At 71.6% G+C, this 26,252-nt stretch carries 24 protein-coding genes; 12 read left to right on the plus strand and 12 right to left on the minus strand.

Features of this window, described 5'->3' with window-relative positions; all coding sequences use genetic code 11:
- Positions 1-4 precede the first annotated feature (4 nt).
- Entirely contained in the window at positions 5-373 is a 369-nt protein-coding gene (locus QFZ74_RS20290) for a DoxX family protein (RefSeq protein WP_307622213.1), read from the plus strand.
- A gap of 35 nt (positions 374-408) precedes the next feature.
- Here the strand turns inward: QFZ74_RS20290 and QFZ74_RS20295 are convergent, their stop codons facing one another.
- The 3 genes from QFZ74_RS20295 to QFZ74_RS20305 form a co-directional block, all read right to left on the minus strand.
- Complete coding sequence (locus tag QFZ74_RS20295; RefSeq protein WP_307622214.1) at positions 409-774, minus strand: DUF192 domain-containing protein; 366 nt, start codon at positions 772-774, stop codon at positions 409-411.
- A 78-nt stretch (positions 775-852) separates the two neighbouring features.
- Complete coding sequence (locus tag QFZ74_RS20300) at positions 853-1,029, minus strand: hypothetical protein (RefSeq protein ID WP_307622215.1); 177 nt, start codon at positions 1,027-1,029, stop codon at positions 853-855.
- A gap of 118 nt (positions 1,030-1,147) precedes the next feature.
- Positions 1,148-1,750, minus strand: a complete 603-nt coding sequence (locus QFZ74_RS20305; RefSeq protein WP_307622216.1) for a pyridoxamine 5'-phosphate oxidase family protein — start codon at positions 1,748-1,750, stop codon at positions 1,148-1,150.
- 97 nt (positions 1,751-1,847) lie between these two features.
- Between QFZ74_RS20305 and QFZ74_RS20310 the strand changes: the two genes are divergently transcribed.
- From QFZ74_RS20310 to QFZ74_RS20350, 9 genes are all read left to right on the plus strand, one after another.
- On the plus strand, positions 1,848-2,291 hold the full coding sequence (locus tag QFZ74_RS20310; RefSeq protein WP_307622217.1) for a VOC family protein: 444 nt from the start codon (positions 1,848-1,850) through the stop codon (positions 2,289-2,291).
- 82 nt (positions 2,292-2,373) lie between these two features.
- Complete coding sequence (locus QFZ74_RS20315) at positions 2,374-3,555, plus strand: hypothetical protein (RefSeq protein ID WP_307622218.1); 1,182 nt, start codon at positions 2,374-2,376, stop codon at positions 3,553-3,555.
- 74 nt (positions 3,556-3,629) lie between these two features.
- Positions 3,630-4,505, plus strand: coding sequence for an LLM class flavin-dependent oxidoreductase (locus QFZ74_RS20320; RefSeq protein WP_307622219.1), 876 nt, complete (start codon positions 3,630-3,632; stop codon positions 4,503-4,505).
- A gap of 80 nt (positions 4,506-4,585) precedes the next feature.
- Complete coding sequence (locus QFZ74_RS20325; protein ID WP_307622220.1) at positions 4,586-5,131, plus strand: GNAT family N-acetyltransferase; 546 nt, start codon at positions 4,586-4,588, stop codon at positions 5,129-5,131.
- A complete protein-coding gene (locus QFZ74_RS20330) occupies positions 5,124-5,909 on the plus strand; it encodes a methyltransferase domain-containing protein (protein ID WP_307622221.1) in 786 nt (261 codons plus the stop codon). Before QFZ74_RS20325 ends, QFZ74_RS20330 begins: the two co-directional genes overlap by 8 nt.
- 703 nt (positions 5,910-6,612) lie before the next feature.
- Positions 6,613-7,386: an isoprenyl transferase gene (locus tag QFZ74_RS20335; protein WP_307622222.1), complete on the plus strand. Its 774-nt coding sequence runs from the start codon at positions 6,613-6,615 to the stop codon at positions 7,384-7,386.
- 310 nt (positions 7,387-7,696) lie between these two features.
- Positions 7,697-9,022: a PhoH family protein gene (locus QFZ74_RS20340; RefSeq protein ID WP_307622223.1), complete on the plus strand. Its 1,326-nt coding sequence runs from the start codon at positions 7,697-7,699 to the stop codon at positions 9,020-9,022.
- 436 nt (positions 9,023-9,458) lie between these two features.
- Positions 9,459-10,160 (plus strand): lytic transglycosylase domain-containing protein, encoded by a 702-nt coding sequence (locus tag QFZ74_RS20345; protein WP_307622224.1) that lies wholly within the window; start codon positions 9,459-9,461, stop codon positions 10,158-10,160.
- 170 nt (positions 10,161-10,330) lie between these two features.
- The gene (locus QFZ74_RS20350; RefSeq protein ID WP_307622225.1) at positions 10,331-11,704 is read left to right on the plus strand and encodes an AI-2E family transporter; all 1,374 of its coding nucleotides are present in this window, start codon (positions 10,331-10,333) and stop codon (positions 11,702-11,704) included.
- Positions 11,705-11,731: 27 nt separating this feature from the next.
- Here the strand turns inward: QFZ74_RS20350 and QFZ74_RS20355 are convergent, their stop codons facing one another.
- Positions 11,732-12,265, minus strand: a complete 534-nt coding sequence (locus QFZ74_RS20355) for an alkyl hydroperoxide reductase (RefSeq protein ID WP_307622226.1) — start codon at positions 12,263-12,265, stop codon at positions 11,732-11,734.
- Between the two features lie 2 nt (positions 12,266-12,267).
- A complete protein-coding gene (locus tag QFZ74_RS20360; protein ID WP_307622227.1) occupies positions 12,268-12,822 on the minus strand; it encodes a peroxiredoxin in 555 nt (184 codons plus the stop codon).
- Between the two features lie 152 nt (positions 12,823-12,974).
- Here QFZ74_RS20360 and QFZ74_RS20365 point away from each other — a divergent pair, with 152 nt between their 5' ends.
- Positions 12,975-13,970, plus strand: coding sequence for a LysR substrate-binding domain-containing protein (locus tag QFZ74_RS20365; protein ID WP_307622228.1), 996 nt, complete (start codon positions 12,975-12,977; stop codon positions 13,968-13,970).
- A gap of 53 nt (positions 13,971-14,023) precedes the next feature.
- Here QFZ74_RS20365 and QFZ74_RS20370 read toward each other — a convergent pair whose 3' ends face one another.
- The 3 genes from QFZ74_RS20370 to QFZ74_RS20380 are packed head-to-tail and all read right to left on the minus strand — an operon-like array spanning position 14,024 to position 17,594.
- The gene (locus tag QFZ74_RS20370; RefSeq protein ID WP_307622229.1) at positions 14,024-16,366 is read right to left on the minus strand and encodes an ABC transporter permease; all 2,343 of its coding nucleotides are present in this window, start codon (positions 16,364-16,366) and stop codon (positions 14,024-14,026) included.
- Positions 16,363-17,073 carry an ABC transporter ATP-binding protein gene (locus QFZ74_RS20375; RefSeq protein ID WP_307622230.1) on the minus strand — a complete coding sequence of 237 codons (711 nt, stop codon included), beginning with the start codon at positions 17,071-17,073 and terminating at the stop codon, positions 16,363-16,365. Before QFZ74_RS20375 ends, QFZ74_RS20370 begins: the two co-directional genes overlap by 4 nt.
- The gene (locus tag QFZ74_RS20380) at positions 17,070-17,594 is read right to left on the minus strand and encodes a PadR family transcriptional regulator (protein WP_307622231.1); all 525 of its coding nucleotides are present in this window, start codon (positions 17,592-17,594) and stop codon (positions 17,070-17,072) included. The genes QFZ74_RS20375 and QFZ74_RS20380 overlap by 4 nt, the downstream gene beginning before the upstream one ends.
- A 299-nt stretch (positions 17,595-17,893) precedes the next feature.
- Here QFZ74_RS20380 and QFZ74_RS20385 point away from each other — a divergent pair, with 299 nt between their 5' ends.
- Positions 17,894-20,200 (plus strand): transglycosylase domain-containing protein, encoded by a 2,307-nt coding sequence (locus QFZ74_RS20385; RefSeq protein ID WP_307622232.1) that lies wholly within the window; start codon positions 17,894-17,896, stop codon positions 20,198-20,200.
- 39 nt (positions 20,201-20,239) lie between these two features.
- Here QFZ74_RS20385 and QFZ74_RS20390 read toward each other — a convergent pair whose 3' ends face one another.
- The 4 genes from QFZ74_RS20390 to QFZ74_RS20405 form a co-directional block, all read right to left on the minus strand.
- The gene (locus QFZ74_RS20390; RefSeq protein WP_307622233.1) at positions 20,240-22,339 is read right to left on the minus strand and encodes a SpoIIE family protein phosphatase; all 2,100 of its coding nucleotides are present in this window, start codon (positions 22,337-22,339) and stop codon (positions 20,240-20,242) included.
- A gap of 295 nt (positions 22,340-22,634) precedes the next feature.
- Positions 22,635-23,336 (minus strand): DUF402 domain-containing protein, encoded by a 702-nt coding sequence (locus QFZ74_RS20395; RefSeq protein ID WP_307622234.1) that lies wholly within the window; start codon positions 23,334-23,336, stop codon positions 22,635-22,637.
- Between the two features lie 130 nt (positions 23,337-23,466).
- On the minus strand, positions 23,467-24,852 hold the full coding sequence (locus tag QFZ74_RS20400) for an aspartate ammonia-lyase (protein WP_307622235.1): 1,386 nt from the start codon (positions 24,850-24,852) through the stop codon (positions 23,467-23,469).
- A gap of 94 nt (positions 24,853-24,946) precedes the next feature.
- The gene (locus QFZ74_RS20405) at positions 24,947-25,732 is read right to left on the minus strand and encodes an SDR family NAD(P)-dependent oxidoreductase (protein ID WP_307622236.1); all 786 of its coding nucleotides are present in this window, start codon (positions 25,730-25,732) and stop codon (positions 24,947-24,949) included.
- Positions 25,733-26,252: the final 520 nt, after the last annotated feature.

Below are 26,252 nucleotides of genomic sequence, written 5' to 3' on the forward strand. Positions count from 1 at the left end.
CACGATGGACCTTGCGCTGTGGATCGCCGCCGGACTGCTGGCCGTGGTGGCGCTCGTCGGTGGCGTCAGTAAGACGTTCGTGCCCGTGGAGAAGCTCGCGGCGGCCCCTGGAGGGGGCTGGACGGAGGACCGCGGCGCCGGGTTCGTCCGGACGCTCGGCATCCTCGAACTCCTGGCCGCGGCGGGCCTGATCCTGCCCGCCGCCCTCGGCATCGCCCCGGTCCTGATGCCGGTGACCGCCGTCTGCTGGGTGCTGCTCATGATCGGCGCGGTGATCACCCACGGCCGGCGCGGCGAGTCCGCGTTCGTGGCGCTGAACGTGGTCTACCTCGTGATGGCGGCGTTCATAGCGTGGGCCGGCTTCGCCGCCTAGCCCGCCCATGCTCAGAGGCGCCCGGAGACACCAGTTCAATACGACTTGCCCGTCTCGATCGACACCCGGGCCCCCACCCCCAGCCCCCACCCCGCCATCGCCCCCGCCTCCGCCTCCAGTACGTGGCGGGAGCGGAGGCGGGGGCGGCCGAGGCGGCCCGGGGGCATGGTGCGGACGGCGATGACGGTGAGGTGGCGGTCGAGGTAGGCGACGTCGATGGGGATGCGCATGCGAAAGGTGTGGATGCTGTTGGCGGGGGAGAGGAGCATCGCGCCGTCGATGCTGTCCCGACCCAGGAGCCCCTTCGTGCGGGCCCGGTACGAGGACGCGATCTCCAGGGGAACGGTCCCGTCCCTCCCGTCGATCACGAGCACTCCGTTGCCGTCCGTCCAACGCCCCACGCCCCGCCCCCTGTTACCGCTCCCGTCGGCTCTCTCGTCGCCATGCTCCCGTGCGCCGCGTCCCTGGGTCCAGCGTCCCTAGGTCCAGCGGCCGTTCGGCTGGCGGCGGTCGGGGGGTTGTTCGCGCTTGGCGGGCGGCTGGCTCTTCGCCTGGCGGGGATCTGCCTGAGGGGCCTGCGTGTGGTAGTAGAGCAGCTTGCCCTGGCCACGGGCCCCGAGGCCGTGGTGGCCCTTCACCGGTGAGTTCTTGCGCATGGCTCGGCTCCTCGCGTTCTCGCGACAGCTACGGCTCCGTGCGTTCGGAAGAGCACAATCATACCTATTAGGCCATTTGTGTGCTTCTTGTCCGCTCCGCTCGCCCCGCTTCAGTGCTTCAGTCCGTGAAGCGCCAGCGGGTCTGGCTGAAGCCCTCGTCCCGGCCGAAGCCGAAGGCGGTACGGGGGTCCACGCGGAAGACCACGGCCCGGCCCGCGTCCTCCGATTCCTCGGTCGGCGGCGGGGCCGACGTCGTCCCGGCCGTGCCGAAGCCCCCGTCCCGCACCTCGAAGTGCCAGCCGGGGCCGTACTTCGCCTCCCAGGCCGCCGCCAGCTCGGCCAGCCGCTTCTCGTCGGTGACCCGGACCGCCTCGCCCTCGATCACCAGGTCGCAGCCCTCGCCGTAGGTGTTGGTGCCGGTGGAGAGGACGACGTGCGGGTTGGCGGCCAGGTTGAGTCCCTTGCGCTCCCGCGCACCGGTCGAGAAGTGGAGCGCGCCGTCCAGCCAGACCGCCATCAGCGGCGTCACATGCGGGCGCCCGTCCGGACGTACCGTCGACAGCCAGAAGATCTCGGCGTTCTCCAGCCGGGGGACGGCCTCCGACCAGGGCATCGCGGTGGCTCCGGGGGAGCTGTAGCGCGCGTCCAGATCGGTCCGGGGTTCCTGGGCGTGCGGGTGCGGGTGCGGGTGCGGATGCGGCTGTGGCTGCGACGCCGGCATGGCGGACTCCTCTCGGCTGCCGGTCCCCCACCCCATGCTTTCCCCGATGTGCCGCCTCCGCCCGGCGACCTGGTCGCCCTCGCCCCACAGTGGAGACATGAACCCAGGCGACAGCCACAGGAACAGCGACAGGAACCCGCTGGCACACGCACGCGTGGCGCCCCGGCTCCCCGCCCAGGACCTCGACCGGGCGCGGCGCTTCTACGCCGAGAAACTCGGCCTGGAACCCGTCGACGAACGGCCCGGCGGGCTGCTCTACCGGTGCGGCGGCGTCGACTTCGTGGTGTTCCGGTCGACGGGCGCCTCACCCGGCACCTTCACCCAGATGGCGTGGGAGGTCGACGACATCGAGGCATCCGTGGCCGAGCTGAAGCGGCGCGGCGTGGTCTTCGAGGAGGTCGACGCCCCCGGCTTCCGTACGCGGGACGGCATCGCCGACATCGAGGGCAACTACCCGAGCAAGGGCGCACGGGGCGAGCGCGGCGCCTGGTTCCGCGACAGCGAGGGCAACCTGATGGGCATCGGCCAGCCGGTGGTGTGAGGACCCGCCGACGGCGCCCGGCCGCTGGCCGGTCGGCGGTCTCTCTCCTGCGAGCCCCGCGGATCGGTGCGAACCTGACTTCGTGCATACCTCTGATCTGACTCCCGAAGTCCGGGCCGCTCTGAGCAAGCCGCGCCCGTATCCCGCGATCACGCTGGTCATGCCGACCGACCCGGACTTCCCCTTCAGCGAGAAGGACCGGATCCTGCTGCGCGACCTCGTCACGGAGGCCAAGCGGCGGCTGGCGGACGACCCGGGCGTGGACCGGGACGCGAGGTTGGAGTTGCGGGACCACCGGCTGGATCCCGCGGCGATCGAGGAGGCGGGCGACCCCTTCCACCCCGACGACGCCATGGTCGTCTACGTCGCCGCCAACGAGCCGGTCCAGGTGTGGCGGATGACGTCCCTGGCCGCCGTGGAGCCGCGGGTCGAGTTCGCCACGTCGTTCCTGACGCGGTACCTGGTGGCCGCGGAGCAGCGGTCGAAGCCGTACCTGGTCCTTGTCCTCGATCAGGAGATGTGCAGGCTGTACCACGGGTCCGTGCGGCGGCTGGAGCAGGTGCAGAGCGACGGCTGGCCGGACGCCCCGCGCATCCCCTCGCCCGAGGACGCGTTGCCCGGGCTGATTCCGCACTCGGCGCCGTACGAGGGGCACGAGGAGCGGGTCGAGCAGTATCTGCGCACCGTCGACAAGCGGCTGGGCGAGACGCTCCGGGAGCACGACGGGGTGCCGCTGTTCGTCGTCGGCGGCGACAAGATCCTCTCGGCGTTCAAGAACATCACCGGTTACGGCGACCGGATCACCGGGACGCTGCCGCTGACCGGCATGGACCACGTCCCGGCGAAGGACCTGGCCAAGCGGCTGCAACCGGTGCTCGACGAGTACCGGCGCGGCCAGGTCGCCGATGCGGTCTCCGCGCTGGACGAGGGGCTCGGACAGGGCAAGTACGTCGGCGGCCCGGCGGAGGTGTGGACGGCCGTCGCCGACAAGCGCGTGGACCGGCTGGTGGTCGAGGAAGGGCTGTTCCTGGCGGGCAAGATCACCGGCGACGGCCGGGAACTGGAGCTCGTCGAGGTGGAGAAGCCGGTGACCCTGCCGGACCCGAAGCCGGACGTCCAGCCGCCGGCGCACACCTACGGCGTCGCCACCGACATCGTCGAGCAACTCGTGGACCGGGCCATCGAGTCCGGCTCCCGCGTCGTGTTCGTACCCGACGGGACGCTGCCGAGCGCGGGCGGAGTGGCGGCGGTGACGCGGTACTGAGCTGCGGACGGGGTCAACACACCTGCTGAACAAAGCAGTTGTGGTCTCCACCGGCGCCGGGGTAGGAAGGCGGCATGACCGAACTCGGTGCCGTGTTCCGTCCGCAACTCCCGCCCGAGCGGCTGCGCGCCGTGACCCGGCTCGCCGACGCGAGCGGCCTCGAACAGCTGTGGCTGTGGGAGGACTGCTTCCGGGAGGGCGGGATCTCGACGGCCGCGGCGGCCCTCGCCTGGACCGAGCGGGTCCGCGTCGGCGTGGGTCTGCTGCCCGTCCCGCTGCGCAATGTCGCCGTCACCGCGATGGAGGTCGCCGCGCTGCACCGGATGTTCCCAGGGCGCGCGATCGTCGGCGTCGGGCACGGGGTGCAGGACTGGATGGGCCAGGTCGGGGCGCGGGCCGAGTCCCCGCTGACGCTGCTGCGCGAGCATCTCGAGGCGCTGCGCGCCCTGTTGCGCGGCGAGCGGGTCAGCGTCGCCGGCCGGTACGTCACCCTGGACGACGTCGCCCTCGACTGGCCGCCGGACGCCGCCGTCGAGGTCCTCGCGGGCGCGACCGGCCCCCGCACGCTCCGCCTCACCGGCGAGGCCGCCGACGGCACGGTCCTCACCGCCGCCACCCCACCCGAGGGCGTACGCCGGGCCCGGCGACTCATCGACGAGGGCCGCGCGTCGGCGGGGCGCACCGCCACCCCGCACAAGGTCGTGGTCTACCTCCTCGCTGCCACCGGCCCCGACGCGGAGTCCCGGCTGCGCGCCGACCTGACGGCGGAGGGCCTCGCCGACGTCCCGGGCCTGGGCGCCGCCGGAGACGCCGCGACGGTGGCCAAGGCGGTCCACCGCCTGACGGAGGCCGGCGCGGACGCGGTGATGCTCCAACCAACCGCGGACGAACCCGACCCGGAGGGCTTCGTGCGGTTCGTGGCGGAGGAAGTCCGACCGCTGGTGTCGTAGCCGCGGGGACGAACGCCCGGGCGCGCGGCGGCAGCCCGGACACTCCGGCGTTGTCAGTGCCCCCTGCCAGACTCGGGCCCATGGCAGAGGTGACGGAGACCGGTGGAGCACAGGTACGGCTGCGGGACGTGACCGAGGACGACCTCCCGACCCTCCTCGCCTACGAGCACGACCTGGAGGCGGTCCGGCGGTCGGGATTTCGCCCCCGGTCGCGCGAGGTCTTTCTGGCGCACTGGCGGGAGCGGGTGCTCGGGGATCCGGGGTGTCTGGCGCTCGCGGTGACCGTGGACGGTGAGACCGCCGGGAACGTCGGCTCCTGGTGGGACGGCGACCGCCGCCTCCTCGGGTACTGGCTCGGCCGCGCGTACTGGCGGCAGGGCATCGGCACCCGCGCCCTGGGCCTCTTCCTCGAGCGGGAGCGCACCCGGCCCCTCCACGCCGAGGTCCTCGACGGCAACACGGCGTCCATACGCCTCCTGCGGCGGCACGGCTTCGTGCATGCCGGACCGGCCCCGGACGCCCCGGGCGAGGACGACGGTCGCCATCTCCTGCTCGTCCTCGGGGCGTCACCCGAAAAATGGGGAGCGCCGGTGACACCGGCTCTGGAACGATCAACTCATGGATGAGAAACGCTCGTTCGAGAGCCTCGTCGCCGAGGGAGCGGCCGTTCCCACCGACGGGTGGGACTTCTCCTGGTTCGAGGGAAGGGCCACCGAGGCGCGGCCCTCGTGGGGGTACGCCCGCGCCGCCGGCGAGCGGCTGGCCCGGGCCGGTGCCGCGCTCGACATCCAGACGGGCGGCGGCGAGGTCCTCGACGTGTCCCTGGGCGTGGCGGGTGCGAACCGGCCCGGGCTGATCGCCGCCACCGAGGGCTGGCCGCCGAACGTCGCCAAGGCCACCGAGCTGCTGCGGCCGCGCGGGGTCGTGGTCATCGCCGCCGGGGAGAACGATCCGCTCCCCTTCGCCGACGGCGCCTTCGACCTGGTGCTCAGCCGGCACCCCGTCGCGCCGCACTGGGGCGAGATCGCGCGGGTGCTGCGGCCCGGCGGGACGTACTTCGCCCAGCACGTCGGGCCGAGCAGCGTCTTCGAGCTCGTCGAGCACTTCCTCGGCCCGCTGCCGCAGGAGGTACGGGCCGGCCGTCACCCCGAGCGGGAGCGCGCCGGTGCCGAGGCGGCGGGGCTCGAGGTCGCCGACCTGCGGGCGGAGCGGCTGCGGATGGAGTTCCACGACATCGCCGCCGTCGTCCACTTCCTGCGCAAGGTGGTCTGGATGGTCCCGGACTTCGGTGTCGAGCGGTACGACAAGGAACTGCGCACCCTGCACGAGCGGATCGAGCGCGAGGGCCGCTTCGTGTCCCACAGCGCGCGCCAGCTCTTCGACGTGCGCAAACCGGAACGGTGACGACCGTCCGCACAGGGTTTCCACATTGTTATCGCAGAGGGCTCGCATCCTCCGCCGCGCGTGCCTTAGGTTCAGACCAAGGTAATTCGCGCCAGCAAAGCTGCGCGTCCGGTGTCGCGCAGTGGAGGGGGCTGCGTGGTCCCGAATGCGCCCTTGCGCCCGTCAAGCTCCGGTTCGCGACCGGGGTCGCCCGTCGGAGGGACGGGCTCGACCGCCGGTTCGGACGCCGGGATGACGCGAACTCTCGCCGCCTTCTTCGCGCACAGGCCGTCTGCCTGGGATTTCGCCGCGAAACGGCGATCCGGAGGCCCTTGAGGAAAGGGTTCCGCATCTGCCGAGGCGTCGCCGCGTAACTCCGGAGAGTAATTGTGGCACGCCGATGCACGCAGCATCACTCACAAAGGGTTATGGTGGAAACCCCCCCCTCGGGCCGGTCCGTCTCCCCCCCCACGGACCGGCCCGTTTTTCTTGCCCGGACATACGGCTCCGCCGCGCCCCCTCCAGGCCACCCGCACGAACCATCCCGAACGCCGCGCAGCCCCCTCACGCCCCCGAACCCGCAACAAGCCCCCAGAACAACCCACGCCGCCGCCCCAGCCCCCGGCAGGGGTAGGCTTCGGGACCGGACCGCCACACGGGCAGGGTCCGTCCGCGGCCGAGTCCGGGGGGCCTGCCCGATCCGTACGGAGGGGCTGACAATCACGTGAACCTGCGCGACAAGCTGCGCGGCCTGCTGGTCAGGCTGTACGCGCGCCGGGTGGAAGGTCACCTGGACCACGCTCAGGTGCCCAAGCACATCGGCGTCATCATGGACGGCAACCGCCGCTGGGCGAAGGCCGCCGGTTCCAGCACCGTCCACGGCCACCGGGCCGGCGCCGACAAGATCGGCGAGTTCCTCGGCTGGTGCAGCGAGACGGACGTCGAGGTCGTCACCCTCTGGCTGCTGTCCACGGACAACTTCGACCGCCCCAAGGAGGAGCTGGGCCCGCTCCTCGGCATCATCGAGGACGTCGTACGCTCCCTCGCCGAGGACGGCCGCTGGCGCGTGCACCACGTCGGCACCCCGGACCTGCTTCCCGCCGACATGCAGCACACGCTGAAGGAGGCCGAGGAGTCCACGGCCCACATCGACGGGATAATGGTCAACGTCGCCATCGGCTACGGCGGCCGCCAGGAGATCGCCGACGCCGTGCGCTCGATGCTGCTCGACGCCCAGGACAAGGGCATCTCCATGGACGACCTCGCCGAGTCCGTCGACGTCGACATGATCGGCCGCCACCTCTACACCGGCGCCCAGCCCGACCCCGACCTCGTGATCCGCACCAGCGGAGAGCAGCGGCTGTCCGGATTCATGCTCTGGCAGACCGCCCATTCGGAGTACTACTTCTGCGAGGTCTTCTGGCCGGCCTTCCGCAAGGTCGACTTCCTGCGCGCCATGCGTGACTACGCGGCGCGCCACCGCCGTTACGGCGGCTGAGCGTCTCGCCGTACCCCCGTTCGAGACGGACGTAACAAGGAGTTCACCAGCGCGTCGTGCTGTGCGTTTGCATGGCTCCGCGTGTTCGAGGGCATAACGCAAGCAGGTCGACGCCCGAACCACGGGCGTCGGATCTCAGCGGGCGGCTCGGGGCCGTCCGCCCGGGAGGCCCCTTGCACCAGCCCGACCGTGCGGTCGCTGCACGGACGAAGAGGCGGAGGGCCGGTTCTCGGCCCGCGCAAGGCGGCCGGAAACCGGTCCAGCTCCTTCTCGTCGCTCCCCGACCTCATCCGAGGGGGTACGTCCTTCCGTGGTGACCAGCACAAAGCGCTACAAGTCAGACCGGCGCACCTATGTTCTCGACACCAGCGTCCTGCTGGCCGACCCCAGCGCCCTGACCCGCTTCGACGAGCACGAGGTCGTGCTCCCGATCGTCGTGGTCACGGAACTGGAGGCCAAGCGGCACCATCCGGAACTCGGCTACTTCGCGCGCCAGGCCCTGCGCCTGCTCGACGACTGCCGGGTGCGGTACGGCCGACTGGACGCGCCCATCCCGATCGGGGAACTGGGCGGAACGATCCGTGTCGAGCTCAATCACTCGGACCCCAGCGTGCTGCCCACCGGCTACCGCCTGGGGGACAACGACTCCCGCATCCTCGCGGTCGCCCGCAATCTCCAGGCCGAGGGCTTCGACGTCACCGTCGTGTCGAAGGACCTGCCGCTGAGGATCAAGGCCTCCTCCGTCGGACTCCTCGCCGAGGAGTACCGCGCGGAGCTCGCCATCACGGACGCCTCCGGGTGGACCGGCATGTCCGAGCTGCCGCTGGCCGCCGAACAGGTGGACCTCCTGTTCGAGGAGGGGCACGTGTACGTGCCCGAGGCGGCCGACCTTCCCGTCCACACGGGCCTGACGATCCAGTCGGAGCGGGGCAAGGCGCTCGGCCGGGTCACGCCCGAGGGCAACGTCCGGCTGGTGCGCGGCGACCGGGAGGCGTTCGGCATCAAGGGCCGCAGCGCCGAGCAGCGGATCGCGCTCGACCTCCTCCTCGACCCGGACGTGGGCATCGTCTCCATGGGCGGCCGGGCCGGCACCGGCAAGTCGGCGCTGGCGCTGTGCGCCGGCCTGGAGGCGGTCCTGGAGCGCCGCCAGCACCAGAAGGTGATGGTCTTCCGTCCGCTGTACGCGGTCGGCGGGCAGGATCTGGGCTATCTGCCCGGCACCGAGGCCGAGAAGATGGGCCCCTGGGCGCAGGCGGTCTTCGACACGCTCTCCGCGGTGACCAGCCGCGAGGTCATCGAGGAGGTCACCGCGCGCGGGATGCTCGAGGTGCTGCCGCTGACCCACATCCGCGGCCGCTCCCTCCACGACGCGTTCGTCATCGTGGACGAGGCCCAGTCCCTCGAACGGAACGTCCTGCTGACCGTTCTGTCCCGGATCGGCGCCAATTCGCGGGTGGTTCTGACCCATGATGTGGCGCAACGCGACAATCTGCGGGTCGGACGATACGACGGAGTCGTCGCCGTCGTGGAGAAACTGAAGGGCCATCCGCTGTTCGCGCACGTCACGCTGAACCGGTCCGAGCGGTCCCAGATCGCGGCACTTGTGACCGAAATGCTGGAGGACGGCCACCTCTGAACCGGGTGCCCCGAGTGCCCCGGATGCTCAACCTGGGGTGATTGCTTATCCGTTGGCGCCGTTCGGCAAAGGCCCCGAGCCTAGTCGGGCGGCGCCGTAACTTGTGCGGATTCCTTGAAATACCCAGGGGCAAACAGGATGTGAGCTTTCACACGCAGGATGGAATTGCCTTGCGATGGCGGGGTACGGCAGAGTCTCACTCCTGTCAGGCCCCGCATACGACACAGCTGTGCCCCCAGCGGTACGGCACCACAACAGCACCAGGATCAACTCCATAGCGACGTCGTATGCCGCCCGAGCATCACGCGGCGCTCCCGTCACGGGAGTTGCCCATCGGGTCCGTGCCTCCCGTGACCCCTCAGTTGGGAGGCCAGTGCCAGGGGCACGATTGCGTCCGCCAGGGTCACCGAAGCGGGCGATGCTGGAAGGAAACCGTGTGAGCCGGATTTCGGTCCGGGGATTCGCAGTGGCCTCGGCCACCGCGGTCACCGCTGTCGGAAGCGTCGTCGGCGTTGCCTCGGGCAGTGTTGCCCAGAACAACGACGCCGCCGAGGCGACGGCAGACAACGCGACGCTCCTCGCGGACATCCCCGCAGGTCAGCAGGCCCAGGTACAGACCGCGTCCCTGGCGCAGCAGGCCGATGCCCAGGCCATCGCGGCCGACGCGAGCGCCAAGAAGGACGCCGAGGAGGCGGCCCGCAAGGCTGCCGCCGAGACCGCGATCGCGAAGAAGGCTCAGGCCGAGCAGGCGGCCAAGGAGGCCAAGGAGCGCGCCGCGGCGAAGGAAGCGGCCAGCCGTGACGCCGCCCGTCCCGACGCCTCCAGCTTCGCTCCCCAGAGCTCGTACTCCGTCGCGCAGATCCAGGCGATGGCGCGTCAGATGGTGGGCGCCGGCCAGTTCCAGTGCTTCAGCAACATCGTGAACCACGAGTCGAGCTGGAACTACCGCGCCGTCAACGCCTCTTCGGGTGCCTACGGTCTCTTCCAGGCACTGCCCGGCTCCAAGATGTCGTCTGTCGGCGCCGACTGGCAGACCAACCCGGCCACGCAGATCAAGTGGGGCCTCAACTACATGGACGGCCGCTACGGCAGCCCGTGCGAGGCCTGGTCCTTCTGGCAGGCCAACAGCTGGTACTGAGACGCCCGGCGGGCCACCGCCGCTCTCAACCCCGCGCAGCCCCTCCCCGTCCTAGGGGAAGGGGCTGTTGCCATGTACGGTCGTCGGAACGACTCCGGCTCCACGGAACGAACCCAGGCAGCAGGGGCGGACCGGGAGTGTACGGAGAGACCGGGGGAAGAGGGCGGATCATGTCGCGAGTGCCAGGGTGGCTCAGCCGGCTCGGTGCCGGACTGCACGAGATCGGTGAGCGCTGGGAAGAGCGCCGCGCCGAGGCCGAGAAGGAACTCGCCGAGCCCGGCGCCGGGCCCGAACCCGTTTCCAGGGTCACCGTGCCCAAGTCACTGCCCGGCCACGCGCCCCCGGCGCCGGCCGCTGCCGCGCCCCGTCCCGACCCCGCGCACGCCGTGCCGTGGGGTGTCCGGGTCGCGGCCGAGGCGGGATGGCGGCTGCTGGTGCTCGCCGGGACCCTCTGGGTGCTCATGCGCATCATCAGCGCCGTCCAGTTGGTGGTGCTCGCGTTCGTGACGGCGCTGCTCTTCACCGCGCTGATGCAGCCCACGGTGGCGCGACTGCGGCGCCACGGGGTGCCGCGCGGCCCGGCCACCGCGCTGACCGCGGTCCTGGGCTTCGTCGTCATGGGACTGATCGGGTGGTTCGTCACCTGGCAGGTCATGGAGAACATCGACCACCTCTCCGACCAGGTCCAGGACGGCATCGACGACCTGCGCCGCTGGCTCCTGAACAGCCCCTTCCACGTCACGCCCAAGCAGACCAACGCGATCGCCAAGAACCTGCGCGAAGCGGTCGGGGCGAACACGGACCAGATAACGTCCGCGGGCCTGGAGGGAGTTCAGGTCATCGTCGAGGCGCTCACCGGCATCCTGCTGACGGTCTTCTCGACGCTGTTCCTGCTCCACGACGGCCGGCGCATCTGGGAGTGGACGCTGAAGCTGGTGCCGTCGGCGGCCCGGCCGGGCGTGGCGGGCGCCGGTCCGCGGGCCTGGCAGACGCTGACCGCGTACGTGCGGGGGACGGTGGTGGTCGCCCTGATCGACGCCATCTTCATCGGCCTCGGCATCTACTTCCTGAACGTCCCCATGGCCGTGCCGCTGGCCGTCTTCATCTTCCTGTTCTCCTTCATCCCCCTGGTGGGCGCGGTCGCCTCGGGTGCGCTGGCCGTGGTGGTCGCGCTGGTGACGCAGGGGGTCTTCACCGCGGTGATGACGCTCGCGGTGGTGCTGCTGGTGCAGCAGATCGAGGGCCACGTCCTCCAGCCGTTCATCCTCGGCCGGGCCGTACGGGTGCACCCCCTCGCGGTGGTGCTCTCGGTCGCCGCCGGCGGCATGGTGGCCGGCATCGGCGGCGCCGTGGTGGCCGTGCCGCTGGTGGCGGTGACGAACACGGTGGTGGGGTACCTGCGCCAGTACTCGTTGCAACAGGCCGTGCCACCATCAGCCCGTCCGGCGATCGAGGACGAGGCCGTCCAGGCCGATGGGGGGTCTGGGGGCGCGGCCTCCAGGGAGGTTCAGGCGAACGCCGGAGGCCTCGCCCACCAGGAGTGAGCGAGGCCCCCGTACAAGCGGCAGCGATTACGCGGAGAGAACCGCTTCCGCCTCCAGCGTCGTACCGACGGCCTGGATCACCGAGGCGATCTTGAAGGCCTCCTGGATCACGTCACGGTCGAGGCCAGCCTTGCGGAGGACCTGCTCGTGGGAGTCCAGGCACATGCCGCAGCCGTTGATCGCGGAGACCGCGAAGGACCACAGCTCGAAGTCGACCTTGTCGACACCGGGGTTGCCGATGACGTTCATCCGCAGGCCCGCGCGCAGGGTGCCGTACTCGTGGTCCGACAGCAGGTGGCGGGTGCGGTAGAAGACGTTGTTCATCGCCATGATGGCGGCTGCGGCCTTGGCCGCGTCGTACGCCTCCGGCGTCAGGTTCGCCTTCGCCTCCGGCTCCAGCTCACGCAGGACGATGGGGGAGCGCGAGGCGATGGCGGTCGCCAGCACGGTGCCCCACAGCTGCTGCGCGGGAAGGTCGGAGTTGCCGATGACCGAGCCCAGGTTGAGCTTCAGGTCCTTGGCGTAGTCCGGGACGCGGGACTTCAGCGAGTCGAGCGACATGGTCACTCACCGGCCAGCAGCGCGACCGGGTCCAGGGTGTCCTCGCCCTTGCTCCAGTTGCACGGGCACAGCTCGTCCGTCTGGAGGGCGTCGAGGACCCGCAGGACCTCCTTGGGGTTACGGCCGACGGAGCCGGCGGTCACCATCGTGAACTGGATCTCGTTGTTCGGGTCCACGATGAAGACGGCGCGCTGGGCGAAGCCGTCCTCGCCCTCGATGCCGAGGTCACGCATGAGCTCGTGCTTGGAGTCGGCGAGCATCGGGAAGGGCAGGTCGGTGAGGTCCGGGTGGTCCTTGCGCCAGGCGTGGTGCACGAACTCGGAGTCGCCGGAGAAGCCGAGGATCTGCGCGTCACGGTCGGCGAACTCGTCGTTCAGCTTGCCGAACGCGGCGATCTCGGTCGGGCACACGAAGGTGAAGTCCTTGGGCCATGCGAAGACGACCTTCCACTTGCCCTCGTAGGTCTTGTGGTCGATCGTCGCGAACTCCTTGCCCTTCTCCAGCGAGACGCAGGCAGTGAGTTCGAACTCGGGGAACTTGTCACCGACAGTGAGCACGCGCTCTCCTTGCAGCGAAGGATCCCCCGCGGAGTGGGCGGATCCCAGTGGGTTGGACGGTCCCGATGGTGGCACAGGGTGCATTGATTACGGAAATAGCTACACTGGGTCGGGTTGATCGAGGGTGGTTATGAGTGACGGCGGGTGATTCCATGGCGCAGAGCGGCAAGAAGAGGCAGCCCAGCCTCGCCCAGCTGCGTGCCTTCGCCGCCGTCGCCGAGCATCTGCACTTCCGTGACGCGGCCGCGGCCATCGGGATGAGCCAGCCTGCCCTGTCCGGCGCGGTCTCGGCGCTGGAGGAGACCCTCGGCGTCACGCTCCTGGAGCGTACGACCCGCAAGGTGCTCCTCTCGCCCGCGGGTGAGCGTCTCGCCGTACGGGCGAAGGCGGTGCTGGACGCGGTCGGGGCGCTGATGGAGGAGGCCGACGCGGTCCGGGCGCCGTTCACCGGCGCGCTGCGGCTCGGGGTGATCCCGACCGTCGCGCCGTATCTGCTGCCGGCCGTCCTGCGGCTCGTCCACGACCGGTACCCGGACCTCGACCTCCAGGTGTACGAGGAGCAGACCGCCAGCCTGCTGGACGGGCTCGCCGCCGGACGCCTGGACCTGCTGCTGCTCGCCGTGTCCTCCGAGGCACCGGACGGCCCCGGCCGCGGACCGGCCGCCGGTCTGCCCGGTGTCGTCGAACTCCCGCTCTACGATGAGGACTTCGTGCTCGCCACCCCGCTCGGCCATCCGCTGGGCGGCTGTGAAGGCGTCCCGCGCGGGGCGCTGAAGGGCCTCGACCTGCTCCTCCTCGACGAGGGCCACTGTCTGCGCGACCAGGCCCTCGACATCTGCCGGGAGGCGGGCCGCGCGGACGCCCCGGTCACCACCACGGCCGCCGGGCTGTCCACCCTGGTCCAGCTCGTCGCCGGCGGCCTCGGCTGCACCCTCCTCCCGCGCACCGCCCTGGAGGTCGAGACGGCCCGCGGCAGCCGCCTGTGCACTGCCTCCTTCGCCACCCCGGCCCCCAGCCGGCGCATCGCCCTGGCCATGCGCACGGGCGCGGCCCGCGCCGCCGAATACCACGAACTGGCCTCCGCCCTACGGGAGTCACTGCGGGGGCTGCCGGTGCGGGTACTGGACGGCGAGGGCTCTGAGGCCTGAGGGGCTCCGGGACCTGAGGGCTCCGAGACCCCGGGGGCTTCTCTCCTGCTCCGTCACTCCGTTCGCAGGCCGTCCGGGCGTATCAGCCGCAGCAGCGGCGGCAGGCTGAGCAGGGTCACCGTGATGACGACCGCGCCCCCGGCGCCGGCCATCGACAGCACGGCCGTCCAGTCCACCGTCACCGACGTGTTGGTCATCCGCAGCAGTACGGCGCCCAGGAGCAGGCCGATCGACGAGGCCAGGAGCAGGCCGAGGGCGACCGGGATCGCGGTCTGCCACAGCACCGACAGGCACAGCGTGCGGCGCCGGGTACCGAAGGCGACCAGGACCGACAGCAGCTTTCTGCGTTCACGCAGCTGCTCCAGCTGGGAGACGAGCAGGCTCGCGCCGATCAGCATCAGCACGCAGACCGCGCCGATGAACAGGCCGGTGCGGATGGCGGTGAACCGGTGGGATTCCACGTCGGCCGTCAGGAGGAACAGGTCCGCGAACGGGTCGAGCGACGCCGCCGTCGTGCGCACGTACTCGTACACGTCCGGCACGGACTCGTCGACCGACAGATAGGCCACCGCGTCGGTCAGGGCCGCGGCCCGCGCGGGCAGCGCCCCCGGCGTCACCAGGAAGCCGCCCCGGCGCTCGCCCATCAGGTCCGGCGCCGACCGCGCGTGCTTCATGCCGGCCGGTACGGTCCAACTGGTCTGCCTGTGAAGGCCCGTTCCGTAGGACGGGTCGAAGTACAGCTTTCTGCCGGGCTCGGCGAGCTTCGCGGTGCCGGCGTCGAACTCGCTGCCGCTCACCGTGAACACGTCGCCATTTCTGCAGGAGGGCAGCCGCGCCACCTCCCGCAGGGCCGCGCAGTCGCCGACGGTCAGCTGGGTGGAGTCCTTCGGCGGCAGGCTCCCCGGCCGCGTGCTCCACGGCGTGTCTCCGAGGAAGCCGTGGGACAGTGCCGTGACCTTGCGTACGCCCTTGGTGTAAGCCAACTCCCTTGCGGAAGAGGCGCGTTCGACGCCCGCCGACAGGGAGATCTTCATCTGGGTCCGGTCGGGGTCCCAGCGTGCGCCCTTCGTGTACTCGTCCTGCACTCCGGCGAACAGCATCTGCAGGGCGATCGCCGCGGCCACCGCCACCGCGATGCCGTTGACCATGCGCGCCGCCGCTCCGCTGCTCAACTGCAGCCGCCGTACCGCGAGTTGCCAGGCGACGCCGCCGTGGCCGAGCCGGGCGGCGAGCCGCTCCACCGCCCACGGCAGCAGCGCGGTGACGCCGACGAGCAGGAGAATGACGCCGCCGCCGACCAGGAGCCGGTTGAAGCCTCCGTTGTTCGGGCCTTGGCCGATCATCGGGTACAGCATGGCCAGTCCGGCCGGCGGCAGCAGCAGCCGCCACCACAGGCGCCGCCGCACGGGACGTGCCGTACGGACCACTCCCAGCGGCTCGATGACCACACGCCGCAGGGCGAACAGGGTGACCAGGACGGCGGCCACCGGCACCGCGAGGGCCACGACCGCCGTCAGCGTGGCGGACGGGGTCAGATCGCCGGGGAGGACGCTGGTGCCGGCGATCTGAACGGAGCCCGCGAGCCGGCGGCCGACCAGGAAGAAACCGGCGCCGAGGACCAGGCCGAACAGCGACCCCGCCAGCGCCTCGCCCGCGGCGATCCGCAGCGTCGTCCGGCGGTCGGAGCCGACCAGCCGCAGCGCCGCCAGCCTCCGGTCGCGCCGCTCACCGCCGAACCGTACGGCCGTCGCGATGAACACGGCGACCGGCGCGAGCAGGGCGACGAAGACGACGAGGACGAGCAGGACCAGCACCGGGTCCGTCCGCTGGGGCACCGGCTGCGGCGCCCCGAAGGCGTTGATCCGCCCCACCTTCCAGCCGTCGATTCTCGCGGCGAGCCCCTCGGCGCCCGCGTAGTAGGCGAGTTCGCGCGAGCCGATCAGCCCGCTCGCCCCGATGGTCCCGGTGATCCGGTACGGGATCCGCTCCCGCAGCAGCCCGGCGCCGTCGGAGGCGAGCAGCTCCTTCAGCGCGGGGGAGACGAGCATGTCGCCCTTCGCCGGGTATCGCTCCACTCCCGGCGGCAGCGGCGCCCGCGCCCCCTCCGGCTCGACCAGCCGGCCTCGGACGTCCCCGCCCCGGTAGACCGTGTCGGTGTCGGCGATGACGAGCGTGTCGTCGGCCCGGGGCCTCGCCTCCGGGGCGTACGTGTAGTCCAGGCGCGCCTGCTCACGCTCGTTCCGCTCCGCCAGCGCGGTCGGTATCGACGCCGTGAGCAGCAGCAGCGCCACCCCGAGTCCCACCCCCACCCCGGTCAGCAGGGTCCGGGCCCAGCCCTCGCGCCCGCCCGTCACGGCGAATCTGACCCCCATGGCCAGATCGGCCGACGCCCTCATCCGGCGCGCTCCATGCCCAGCGCCCGGGACCGGCCGTCCCGTACGACGACCTCGCGGTCGGACCAGGCCGCCACGCGCGCCTCGTGCGTGACAAGGACGACGGCGGCATCGGTCGTACGGGCCGCGTCCGTCAGCAGCTCCATCACGCGCTCGCCGTTGAGCGAGTCGAGCGCGCCGGTCGGCTCGTCGGCGAACAGCACCCGAGGACGGGAGACCAGCGCACGGGCCACCGCGACCCGCTGCCCCTGGCCGCCGGAGACCTCACCGGGCCGCTTGCCCTTCAGGTCGTCGGCCTCCAGCCGCTCCAGCCAGGAGAGCGCGGTCCGCTCGGCCTCCTTGCGCGGGGTGCCGTTCAGCCTGAGCGGCAGCGCGACGTTCTCCACACAGGTCAGCTCCGGCACGAGCTGCCCGAACTGGAACACGAAGCCGAACTCGGACCGGCGGAGCGCGCTGCGCCGGGCGTCGTTCATCGTGGCGAACTTCTGCCCGTCGTACGTGATCGACCCGGAGTCGGGCCGCACGACCCCGGCGAGGCAGTGCAGCAGCGTCGACTTGCCGGAGCCGGAGGGGCCCATCACGGCCACGATCTCGCCGGGGTGGAGCGAGAGCGAGGCGTCCTCGAGCGCGACGGTCGGCCCGTACGTCTTGCGCAGCCGCTCGGCGGTGAGCAGGGGAGCGGGAGAAGAGGAGTACGAGGCGGTGGTCATCGGGTCACCGCCTCGCGGAGCCGGTCCAGGCGTGCGGCGGTCAGTTCCAGCCAGCGCAGGTCGGCCTCCAGATGGAACAGGGCGTGGTCGCAGATCAGCTGGTCCGCGAGGTCGCCCCGGCGCTTGCGCTCGGTCAGGACCCGCATGCTGCGCAGGTGCTCGGCGCGCTGGGTGTCGAGGATGCCGGACGCGTCCCGGTGGGTCAGGAGGGCCAGCACGATCTTGGTGTAGAGCGTGGACTGGAGGTACGGCTCCGGCTTCTCCGGCGTCACGAGCCACTGTTCGACGTCGGTGATCCCGGCGTCGGTGATGGCGTACCGCTTGCGCTCGGGGCCGCCGTCCGACTCGATCCCGTCGACCTCGACGAGACCGTTCTTCAGCAGCCGGGACATCGTCGCGTAGACCTGGCCGTAGTGCAGCGGCCGGTCGTGACCGAACTGCTCGTCGAAGGCCCGCTTCAGGTCGTAGCCGTGCCGGGGACCGGACTCCAGGAGCCCGAGAAGTGTGTGACCGATGGACATGTCAAGCACACTACACGCTGTGTATACGCGGGGTGTATAGCTGCGGGTGAGAAAGGCGGCGCCGATGAATTCCGGCCTCGCGGCGAGGGCCGGAAGGTGCTCGATCCGGACATCATTTGCCGTTCCGGGCAACTCTTTGCGGCCGTCGGTCGTCGGTTCCGGTGGGGCAGGTGCTGATTCTCACGTCCGTAAAAGAGCGGATCGTGGCCCCTTTGTCGCGTGCGGCGGTGTTAGCTTTCTGAGCTGATCTGATCCACGCACGATGTGACAACCGAGGACGAAGCGGAGTAGACGGACTCATGGGACGAGCGGAAGACAGACGGGCGCGCCAGCGCGGTGGCCACCGCGCCGCACCGGGGCGCCGCTCGGAGCCGGGCGCGGGTGGCGGGTCCGGCCGCAGCGGCATACGCAGGCTGTTCACCTGGCGCAAGATCCTCGGCACGATCCTCGGCGCCTGCCTGCTCGGCATCTGCTCCTTCATCGTGCTGTACCTGGTGGTCGACGTCCCCGAGGGCAACGCGGCCGCGAAGAGCCAGAGCAACGTCTACAAGTACAGCGACGGCTCGATCCTGGCCCGCAAGGGCACGGTCAACCGGGAGATCGTGGACCTGTCCAAGGTCCCGAAGCCCGTCCAGCTCAGCTTCGTGGCGGCCGAGAACAAGACCTTCTACAAGGACGCCGGCGTCGACCTCAAGGGCACCGCCCGCGGCCTGCTCACCACCCTCTCCGGGCGGGGCAAGGCCGGCGGTTCGACGATCACTCAGCAGTACGTCAAGAACTACTACCTCAACCAGGACCAGACCGTCAGCCGCAAGCTGAAGGAGCTGGTCATAGCGTTGAAGGTGGACCGCCAGCAGTCGAAGAGCGACATCCTCGCGGGCTACATCAACACCAGCTACTACGGCCGCGGCGCCTACGGCATCCAGGCCGCCGCCCAGGCCTACTACCACGTCGACGCCCAGGACCTCGACGTCCAGCAGGGCGCGTACCTCGCCGCGCTGCTCCAGGCGCCGAGCCAGTACGACTGGGCGGCCGCCTCCGCCACCGGCAAGCGGCTGGTCAAGAACCGCTGGAACTACGTCCTGGACAACATGGTCGAGGAGGGCTGGCTGCCCAAGGCGGAGCGCGACGCCATGAAGTTCCCGGTGCCCAAGGAGCCCAAGGGCGCCCCCGGTCTGGAAGGCCAGAAGGGCTACCTGGTCGAGCTCGCCAACAAGCAGCTGGAGAAGCAGCTGATGCGGCAGCAGGACCTCACCCAGTCCCAGGCGGAGGCCGCGGTCCTCGACCAGGGCTGGACCATCACCCTCAACGTCGACAAGAAGAAGCAGCGGCAGCTGGAGCAGGCCGTCCGCGGCCAGCTGACCTCCAAGCTCGACCCGAAGCAGCGCAAGGTCGACGGCAGCGTCCAGGCCGGCGCCGTCTCCGTCGACCCGAAGACGGGCGGGATCGTCGCCCTGTACGGCGGCCAGGACTACTACGACCACTACACCAGCAACGCGACGCGCGCGGACTTCCAGCCGGCGTCGACGTTCAAGCCGCTGATCCTCGCCGCCGGCCTGGAGGAGAGCGCGACGACCCAGGACGGCCGGCCGATCAACCCGAACACGATCTACGACGGCACCAGCCGCCGCCCCGTCCAGGGCAGCGCCATCGGCTTCGCGCCGCCGAACGAGGACGACCACGACTACGGCCGCATCAACGTCCAGACGGCGATGAACAAGTCGGTCAACTCCGTCTTCGCGCAGATGGGCGTGGACGTCGGCATGAAGAACGTGCTCGGCGTCGCGGGCGACCTCGGCATGGAGACCAAGGGCCTGCAGGCCGTACCGGCGCAGACCCTCGGCACCATGGGCGCGAGCCCGCTGGAGATGGCCGGGGTGTACGCCACCCTCGACAACCACGGCCGCAAGGTGACGCCGTCGATCATCAAGTCGGCGGAGAAGCAGAACACCAGCGTCGACATGCCCGACCCGATCGGCGACCAGGTCATCAGCCGCAACGCCGCCGACACGGTGACCTCGGTGCTCACCGGCGTGGTCGACGACGGCACGGCCCGCGAGTCCGTCGCCAACAACCCGCTGCGCGACGGCCAGCAGGTCGCCGGCAAGACGGGCACCTCCGACGAGAACCGCTCGGCCTGGTTCACCGGCTACACGCCCGACCTGGTCACCTCGGTCGGCCTGTTCGGCGAGGACCCCAAGACGAACCATCACACCTCGCTGAGGGGCGCGACCGGCCTGATCCCGGGCAGCGGCCGGATCAACGGCGGCGGCTACCCGGCGCAGATCTGGGCGGCGTACACCTTCGGTGTCACAGGCGGCGCCCCGTTCGACCTGGAGACCACCCAGGGCGCGGCCGTCCAGCCGACCGACACGCCGACGACCTCCGCGCCGCCGTCCGACACGCCGACCAGCGAGCCGCCGACCTCCGAGGCGCCGACGTCCGAGGCGCCGAGCGAGAGCGCGACGCAGAGCCCGAGCACCTCGGCGCCGCCGTCGCAGAGCTCGCCGCCCGGCAGGCCGACCGCGCCGACGACCTCGCCGACGCTCGACGTCACGGAGAACCCGCTGCGGCCGAAGTCCAAGACGCAGGAGGAGCAGCAGTAAGCGAGAGAGAGGGGCCGTGCCACCCGGCGCGGCCCTTCCTCATGTGCCGTTCAGCTCGAACCAGACCACCTTGCCGGTGCTCAGCCGGGTCGCGCCCCAGCGCCGGGCCAGCCGGTTCACCAGATACAGCCCGCGGCCGCCCTCGTCGGTGGCGCGGGCCTGCCGCAGCCGGGGCAGCTGCGGCACGTCGTCACCGACCTCACAGCGCAGCACGTCGGTGCGCAGCAGCCGGAGCGTGATCGAGCGCGACGCGTAGCGCACCGCGTTGGTGACGACCTCGCTGACCAGCAGCTCCACCGAGTCGCTCAGCTCCTCCAGGCCCCACTCGGCCAGCGCGCCCCGGGCCAGGCGCCGGGCGCGGCCGGGCGCCGTCTCCTCCGGGTCCAGCGACCAGTACGCCACGTCGCTCGGCGCGATCCCGTCGAAGCGGGCGGCGAGCAGCGCGATGTCGTCGTCCCGGTCGCCCGGGCCGAGCATGTCGAGCACCTCGTCGCACAGCGCCTCCAGCGGCGGCGGATGGTCCGGCCCGGTCAGCCGGGCGGTCGCCGCGAGCCGCTCCCGCAGCTGCTCTATGCCGGTCCACACGTCCCGCAGCCGGGACTCCACCAGGCCGTCGGTGTACAGCAGCAGCGTGGCCCCGGCCGGGGCGTCCAGCTCGACCGCCTCGAAGTCGACACCGCCGACGCCGATCGGCGCGCCCGCCGGCACCCGCAGCACCTCGGCCTCGCCGCTCTGGTGCAGCAGGACGGGCGGTGGGTGGCCGGCGTTGGCGATCGTGATGCGGTGCGACACCGGGTCGTACACGGCGTACAGGCAGGTCGCCATGCGGTCGGTGCCCAGGCGCTGCGCCTGCTCGTCGAGGTGGTGCAGCACCTCCTGCGGGGGCAGGTCGAGCCCCGCGAGGGTCTGCGCCGTCGTACGAAGCTGGCCCATGATCGCGGCCGAGGTCATGGAGTGGCCCATGACGTCGCCGACGACGAGCGCGACCCGGCTGCCGGGCAGCGGTATGGCGTCGTACCAGTCGCCGCCCACGCGGGCCGTCTCGGCGGCGGGCAGATAGCGGGACGCCAGCCGCACGCCCGTCGGGCGGGGCAGCGTTTCGGGCAGCATGGTGCGCTGGAGCTCGTCGGCGATGTAGGCCTCGCGGCCGTAGAGCACGGCCTTGTCGATGCCGAGCGCGGTGTGGGTGGCGAGCTGGGCGGCCACCAGCAGGTCGTCAGACTCGAACGCGTGGCGCTCCGGGCGGCGCAGGAAGACCGCCGCGCCGATGACTCGGCGGCGCCCGCGCAGCGGGGCGAGGATCGCGTGCTGCCCGTCGGGGATCAGCGACTGGGCACCCTCGCCGATCAGTTCGGGCAGGGCGGCGCGCGCGGCGGGCGCGTCGGCGAACACGGGCCGTACGCCGCGCAGCACCTCGCCCAGGGCGCCGCCGGGGCGCACCTCGCACAGCTCGGCGGTCAGGGCGGACAGCCCCGAGAGCGCCGCGGGATCGGCGGGCTCCGGCTCGGCGGCCGCCTGCGTGGGCAGGAAGCCGCCGTCGGTGTCCCGCTCCTCGGGTATCCGGTCGGTGCGGCGCAGCCGCAGCACCACGGGTCCGGTGGGCCGCTCGTCGCCGACCGGCAGCGGGTCGCGGAGATAGACGAGGATCGCGTCCGAGAACGTCGGTACGGTGGCCCGGCACAGGCCCATCACGATCTCGTCGAGGTCGATGCCGCGGGCGATCCGCCGGGTCGCGGCGCCGACGAACCGCAGCCGGTCACCGACCCGCCGCATCGGCATCGGCCGCCCGGGCGGCAGTCCCCGCCCGGTCCTGCGGTCCTCGTCGGGGGCAGGCTGGACGGGTATCTCCTCCGAGGCGGGCGCGGGCCGCGGACGGTGCGCGTCGGTCTCGGCGGCGGCGGGCTGCGCGTGCTCGGGGCCGTTGACGGGGGACTCCTTCTCCGTGCCGCGGGGCGTGGTGGCGCCGGGTGCGGCGGGCGTGTCGCCGGTGCGCGCCTGTGCGGGCAGGGCGGCGGTACCGCAGGGCTGCGGGGCGTGCGAGGGGTACGGAGCGTGGGGGGCAGGTGCGAGCGCCCCGCGGGGGTCCGCGGGGTCGACGCCCGGCTGGGGGCTGTCGTAGGAGGTGGGCTGCTCCGTCACGCGCGTCGAATCCGTCCGTCCGGGGCCGCGTGCCGAGCGCACGGTTCGGCCCGCAGAATTCCCGATACCCGCGATACGTGCCCCGGGAACGGAATTTCCGCGTGGTCAGGGGCCGTTCCTGTGCCACCGGCGAACCGTCCGCGGTGTGTACCGGTGTCGCCCTCGTACCCGTCGCTCACGAACTGCCGCCCCTTTGTGACGTTCGGTCAAGCCCGGCACCCGGTCCGGGAGTTGTTGATGTCTACCCTTGCGGAGGACGATCCTACGGTTGTGGACCGGGGGCGCATCAAGGGTCTCATGAGGACACGCGCGTGGGCGTACGGTCCCAGTCGCCCGGCAGCGGCGGTACCGGCCAGGACGGATCGGGGCGCCAGCGCGGCCAGGCCTCCGAGAACGGCGGCCCCCAGGCGTGGATCACGTCCACCGCGGCCCGCCCGGCCTCCCGCACCCGCTCGGCGAGCCGGGCGTCCATCAGGCCGTCCCGCTGTGCCTGCGCGAACTCGTCCTCGTCGCGCCAGTGCCAACTGCGGTCCGGGTTCACGGAGATGTCCAGGAAGTGGTCCTCGGAGTCGACGCCGCCCGCCCAACGCCTCAGCGGCTCCTCGAGATTGACGTACCAGTTCTTGAACCGCCAGCCCGGTTCCCAGAACAGCCACACCGACCAGGGCTCACCGGGCCGGGCCAGCTTCAGCACGCCCGTGCCGAACCAGCGGTCGCGCTGCACGGCGCGGGGCTTGGTGTAGCGGGACTCCAGCGGCTCGACGTGCACGGGGGTGCCGTCGGCGAGGACCGGGCGTACGCACTCGGTGCCGGGCGCCATCCACACGGCCAGCACTTCCGGGTCGTCGCGGACGACGGTGACGGGGCGCGCGATGTGGATGTGCTCGCCGGCGTTCTCCCGGTATCGCCACAGGATGTGACTCCCGGGCGCCCAGAAGCCCGTCGATCCGCCCGCTCCCCCGCGTTCTTCGCGCCGCACTGCTCCGCCGTCTGCCATGGAGAGATATTAGGTGCCGCAGGCACCTGACGCTGCGGCACACGTCACGGTGACCGGTGGCTCCGGAGGCGTCCGAGGCCGCGGGAGCGTGTCACCGGTGCGCGTCGACGCCGCGTGTCATGAGTGCGCGTCATGGGTGCGTCATACGGAGTACGTCCAGGGCCTCGTCGAGCTGTTCGAGCGTGAGGACGCCGCGTTCCACGTAGCCGCCGTCGAGGACGGCCTGCCGGATGGTCGTGCGCTCCGCGAGGGCCTTCTTGGCCACCTTGGCGGCCTCCTCGTACCCGAGGTACCGGTTGAGCGGGGTGACCACGGACGGCGAGGACTCGGCGTACTCGCGGGTCCGCTCCCGGTCGGCGGTGATCCCGTCGACGGTGCGGTCGGCGAGGAGGCGGGTGGCGTTCGTCAGCAGGCGGACGGATTCCAGGACGTTCTTCGCGATCACCGGGAGCATCACGTTCAGCTCGAAGTTCCCGGCGGCGCCGGCCGTGGTGATGGTGACGTCGTTGCCGATGACCTGCGCGCAGACCATGAGCACGGCCTCCGGGACGACCGGATTGACCTTGCCCGGCATGATCGACGACCCCGGCTGGAGGTCGGGCAGCCGGATCTCGGCGAGTCCCGTGCGCGGCCCCGACGCCATCCAGCGCAGGTCATTGGCGATCTTGGTCAGCCCGACGGCGATGGTCCGCAGCTGCCCGCTGGTCTCCACGATCCCGTCCCGCGCCCCCTGCGCCTCGAAGTGGTCGCGCGCCTCGGTCAGCGGCAGCCCCGTCGCCCGCGCGACCTCCTCGATCACGGCGGCGGAGAACCCCGGCGGCGTGTTGATCCCGGTCCCGACGGCGGTCCCGCCCAGCGGCAGCTCGGCGAGCCGGGGGAGCGAGGCGCGCAGCCGCTCGACCCCGTACCGCACCTGGGCGGCGTACCCCCCGAACTCCTGCCCCAGGGTCACCGGAGTCGCGTCCATCAGATGCGTTCGCCCGGACTTCACGACGTCGCCGAACTCCTCGGCCTTGCGTGCCAGCGCGTCGGCGAGGTGCTCCAGCGCCGGGATCAGATCACGGCTGACGGCGGCGGTGGCGGCGATGTGGATCGACGACGGAAAGACGTCGTTGGACGACTGCGACGCGTTGACGTGATCGTTGGGATGCACGTCCCGCCCGAGCCGCTCGCTCGCCAGCGTCGCGATGACCTCGTTGGCGTTCATGTTGGACGACGTGCCGGACCCCGTCTGGAAGACGTCGACGGGAAACTCCGCGTCCCACTTCCCCTCGGCCACCTCGGCCGCCGCGTCCTGGATGGCCTCGGCGGCCTCCCCGTCGAGCACCCCGAGCCCGGCGTTCACCTTCGCCGCCGCCCCCTTGATCCGCCCGAGCGCCTCGATGTGGGCCCGCTCCAGCCGCTGCCCGGACACGGGAAAGTTCTCGACGGCCCGCTGCGTCTGCGCCCGCCACTTGGCGTCGACGGGGACGCGGATCTCGCCCATGGAGTCGTGCTCGATGCGGTATTCGCTCATGCCGGGTACAGCGACGGGGACGGTGGGGATGTTCCGCGCCTGGGCCGTTCGGGTGCGTTCGGCGTCGGCGAGAGCACCGGGCTCGGGCTCGGGCTCAGTGCACGGAGAACCCGCCGTCGACGAAGACGGACTGCCCGGTGACGTAGGCGGAGGCGGGGCTCGCGAGGAAGACCGCGGCGCCGGCGAAGTCGTCGGCCAGGCCGTTGCGGCCGACCAACGTGCGCGCGGCCAGGGCCGCGACCTTCTCGGGGTCGGAGGACAGCTGGGTGTTGAGCGGCGTCATCACGAAGCCCGGGACCAGCGTGTTGCAGGTGACGCCGTACGGCGACCAGGCCTCGGCCTGCGAACGGGCCAGCGACTCCAGCGCCCCCTTGGAGACGCCGTAGGCGCCGCTGTGGACGAACGCCCGGTGCGCCTGCTGCGAGGTGATGTGGATGATCCGCCCGAAGCCCCGCTCGGCCATCCCGGGCCCGAACCGCTGTCCCAGCAGGTACGGCGCCTCCAGGTTCACCGCCATCGTGGCGTCCCACTCCGCCTCGCTCAACTCGCCCATCGGCGGACGCACGTTGATCCCGGCGGAGTTGACAAGGATGTCCGGCTCCCCGAACACCCCGACGGCCTCCTCGGCCGCCGCCCGCATCCCGGCACGCGTACTCAAGTCCCCACTCACCCAGCCCGCCTGACACCCGTCGCCGACCAACTCATCGACGGTGGCCTTCAGTTCCCCCTCCCTGCGTGCCACCACGACAACCCGTGCCCCGGCCCGGGCGAGCGCCCCGGCAATACCCCGGCCGATGCCGGAACTCCCCCCGGTGACCAGGGCCGTTCGACCGTCCAGGGAGAACAGCTCGGAGAGGTACGTCTGCGTCTGAGAGGTCATGGACCGCACATTAGGCGATGGCCGACACCACTCAGCACGTGGGAGCGGGCATGATCGATGCGGGCGACAGACGCCACGGAGCGGCGCCCCGCCCGCCCGGCCGCCCACCCACCCGGTCCGCGACCAACTGGCGCGTACGGCCGCTCACCCATCTGGCCCGGCCTCACCCAGCCCGTCCCGACCGCCGACTCACCTGGTCCGGCCTCACCCAGCCCGTCCCGGCCCCGCCCACCCACCTGGCCCGGCCCACCCATCTGGCCCGGCCCACCCACCCGGTCCGGCCCACCCACCCGGTCCGGCCCGCCCACCCGGTCCGGACCCACCCATTTCGTCCGGCCGCTCACCCCGGTGGCCCGGCCCACCCAGCCCGTCCGGCGTTTGAGGACGAGGCCGTTCAGGCCGATGCGGGGTCTGGGGCGGGGCCCCAGCGGGGTGCAGGGGCGGAGCCCCGCAGGGGTCCAGGGGGCGGAGCCCCCGGCGGGGTCGAAGGGGCGGAGCCCCTGGGGATGGGACGGGTAGG

The sequence above is a fragment of the Streptomyces sp. V3I7 genome (assembly GCF_030817495.1).
Lineage (GTDB): Bacteria > Actinomycetota > Actinomycetes > Streptomycetales > Streptomycetaceae > Streptomyces.

Bases quoted from the DNA above. Each gene is read 5' to 3' on its own strand.
- QFZ74_RS20290 (WP_307622213.1), top strand. From the start codon at position 5: ATGGACCTTGCGCTGTGGATCGCCGCCGGACTGCTGGCCGTGGTGGCG.
- QFZ74_RS20300 (WP_307622215.1), bottom strand. From the start codon at position 1,029: ATGCGCAAGAACTCACCGGTGAAGGGCCACCACGGCCTCGGGGCCCGT.
- QFZ74_RS20305 (WP_307622216.1), bottom strand. From the start codon at position 1,750: ATGCCGGCGTCGCAGCCACAGCCGCATCCGCACCCGCACCCGCACCCG.
- QFZ74_RS20310 (WP_307622217.1), top strand. From the start codon at position 1,848: ATGAACCCAGGCGACAGCCACAGGAACAGCGACAGGAACCCGCTGGCA.
- QFZ74_RS20320 (WP_307622219.1), top strand. From the start codon at position 3,630: ATGACCGAACTCGGTGCCGTGTTCCGTCCGCAACTCCCGCCCGAGCGG.
- QFZ74_RS20325 (WP_307622220.1), top strand. From the start codon at position 4,586: ATGGCAGAGGTGACGGAGACCGGTGGAGCACAGGTACGGCTGCGGGAC.
- QFZ74_RS20330 (WP_307622221.1), top strand. From the start codon at position 5,124: ATGGATGAGAAACGCTCGTTCGAGAGCCTCGTCGCCGAGGGAGCGGCC.
- QFZ74_RS20350 (WP_307622225.1), top strand. From the start codon at position 10,331: ATGTCGCGAGTGCCAGGGTGGCTCAGCCGGCTCGGTGCCGGACTGCAC.
- QFZ74_RS20355 (WP_307622226.1), bottom strand. From the start codon at position 12,265: ATGTCGCTCGACTCGCTGAAGTCCCGCGTCCCGGACTACGCCAAGGAC.
- QFZ74_RS20365 (WP_307622228.1), top strand. From the start codon at position 12,975: ATGGCGCAGAGCGGCAAGAAGAGGCAGCCCAGCCTCGCCCAGCTGCGT.
- QFZ74_RS20370 (WP_307622229.1), bottom strand. From the start codon at position 16,366: ATGAGGGCGTCGGCCGATCTGGCCATGGGGGTCAGATTCGCCGTGACG.
- QFZ74_RS20375 (WP_307622230.1), bottom strand. From the start codon at position 17,073: ATGACCACCGCCTCGTACTCCTCTTCTCCCGCTCCCCTGCTCACCGCC.
- QFZ74_RS20380 (WP_307622231.1), bottom strand. From the start codon at position 17,594: ATGTCCATCGGTCACACACTTCTCGGGCTCCTGGAGTCCGGTCCCCGG.
- QFZ74_RS20385 (WP_307622232.1), top strand. From the start codon at position 17,894: ATGGGACGAGCGGAAGACAGACGGGCGCGCCAGCGCGGTGGCCACCGC.
- QFZ74_RS20395 (WP_307622234.1), bottom strand. From the start codon at position 23,336: ATGGCAGACGGCGGAGCAGTGCGGCGCGAAGAACGCGGGGGAGCGGGC.
- QFZ74_RS20400 (WP_307622235.1), bottom strand. From the start codon at position 24,852: ATGAGCGAATACCGCATCGAGCACGACTCCATGGGCGAGATCCGCGTC.
- QFZ74_RS20405 (WP_307622236.1), bottom strand. From the start codon at position 25,732: ATGACCTCTCAGACGCAGACGTACCTCTCCGAGCTGTTCTCCCTGGAC.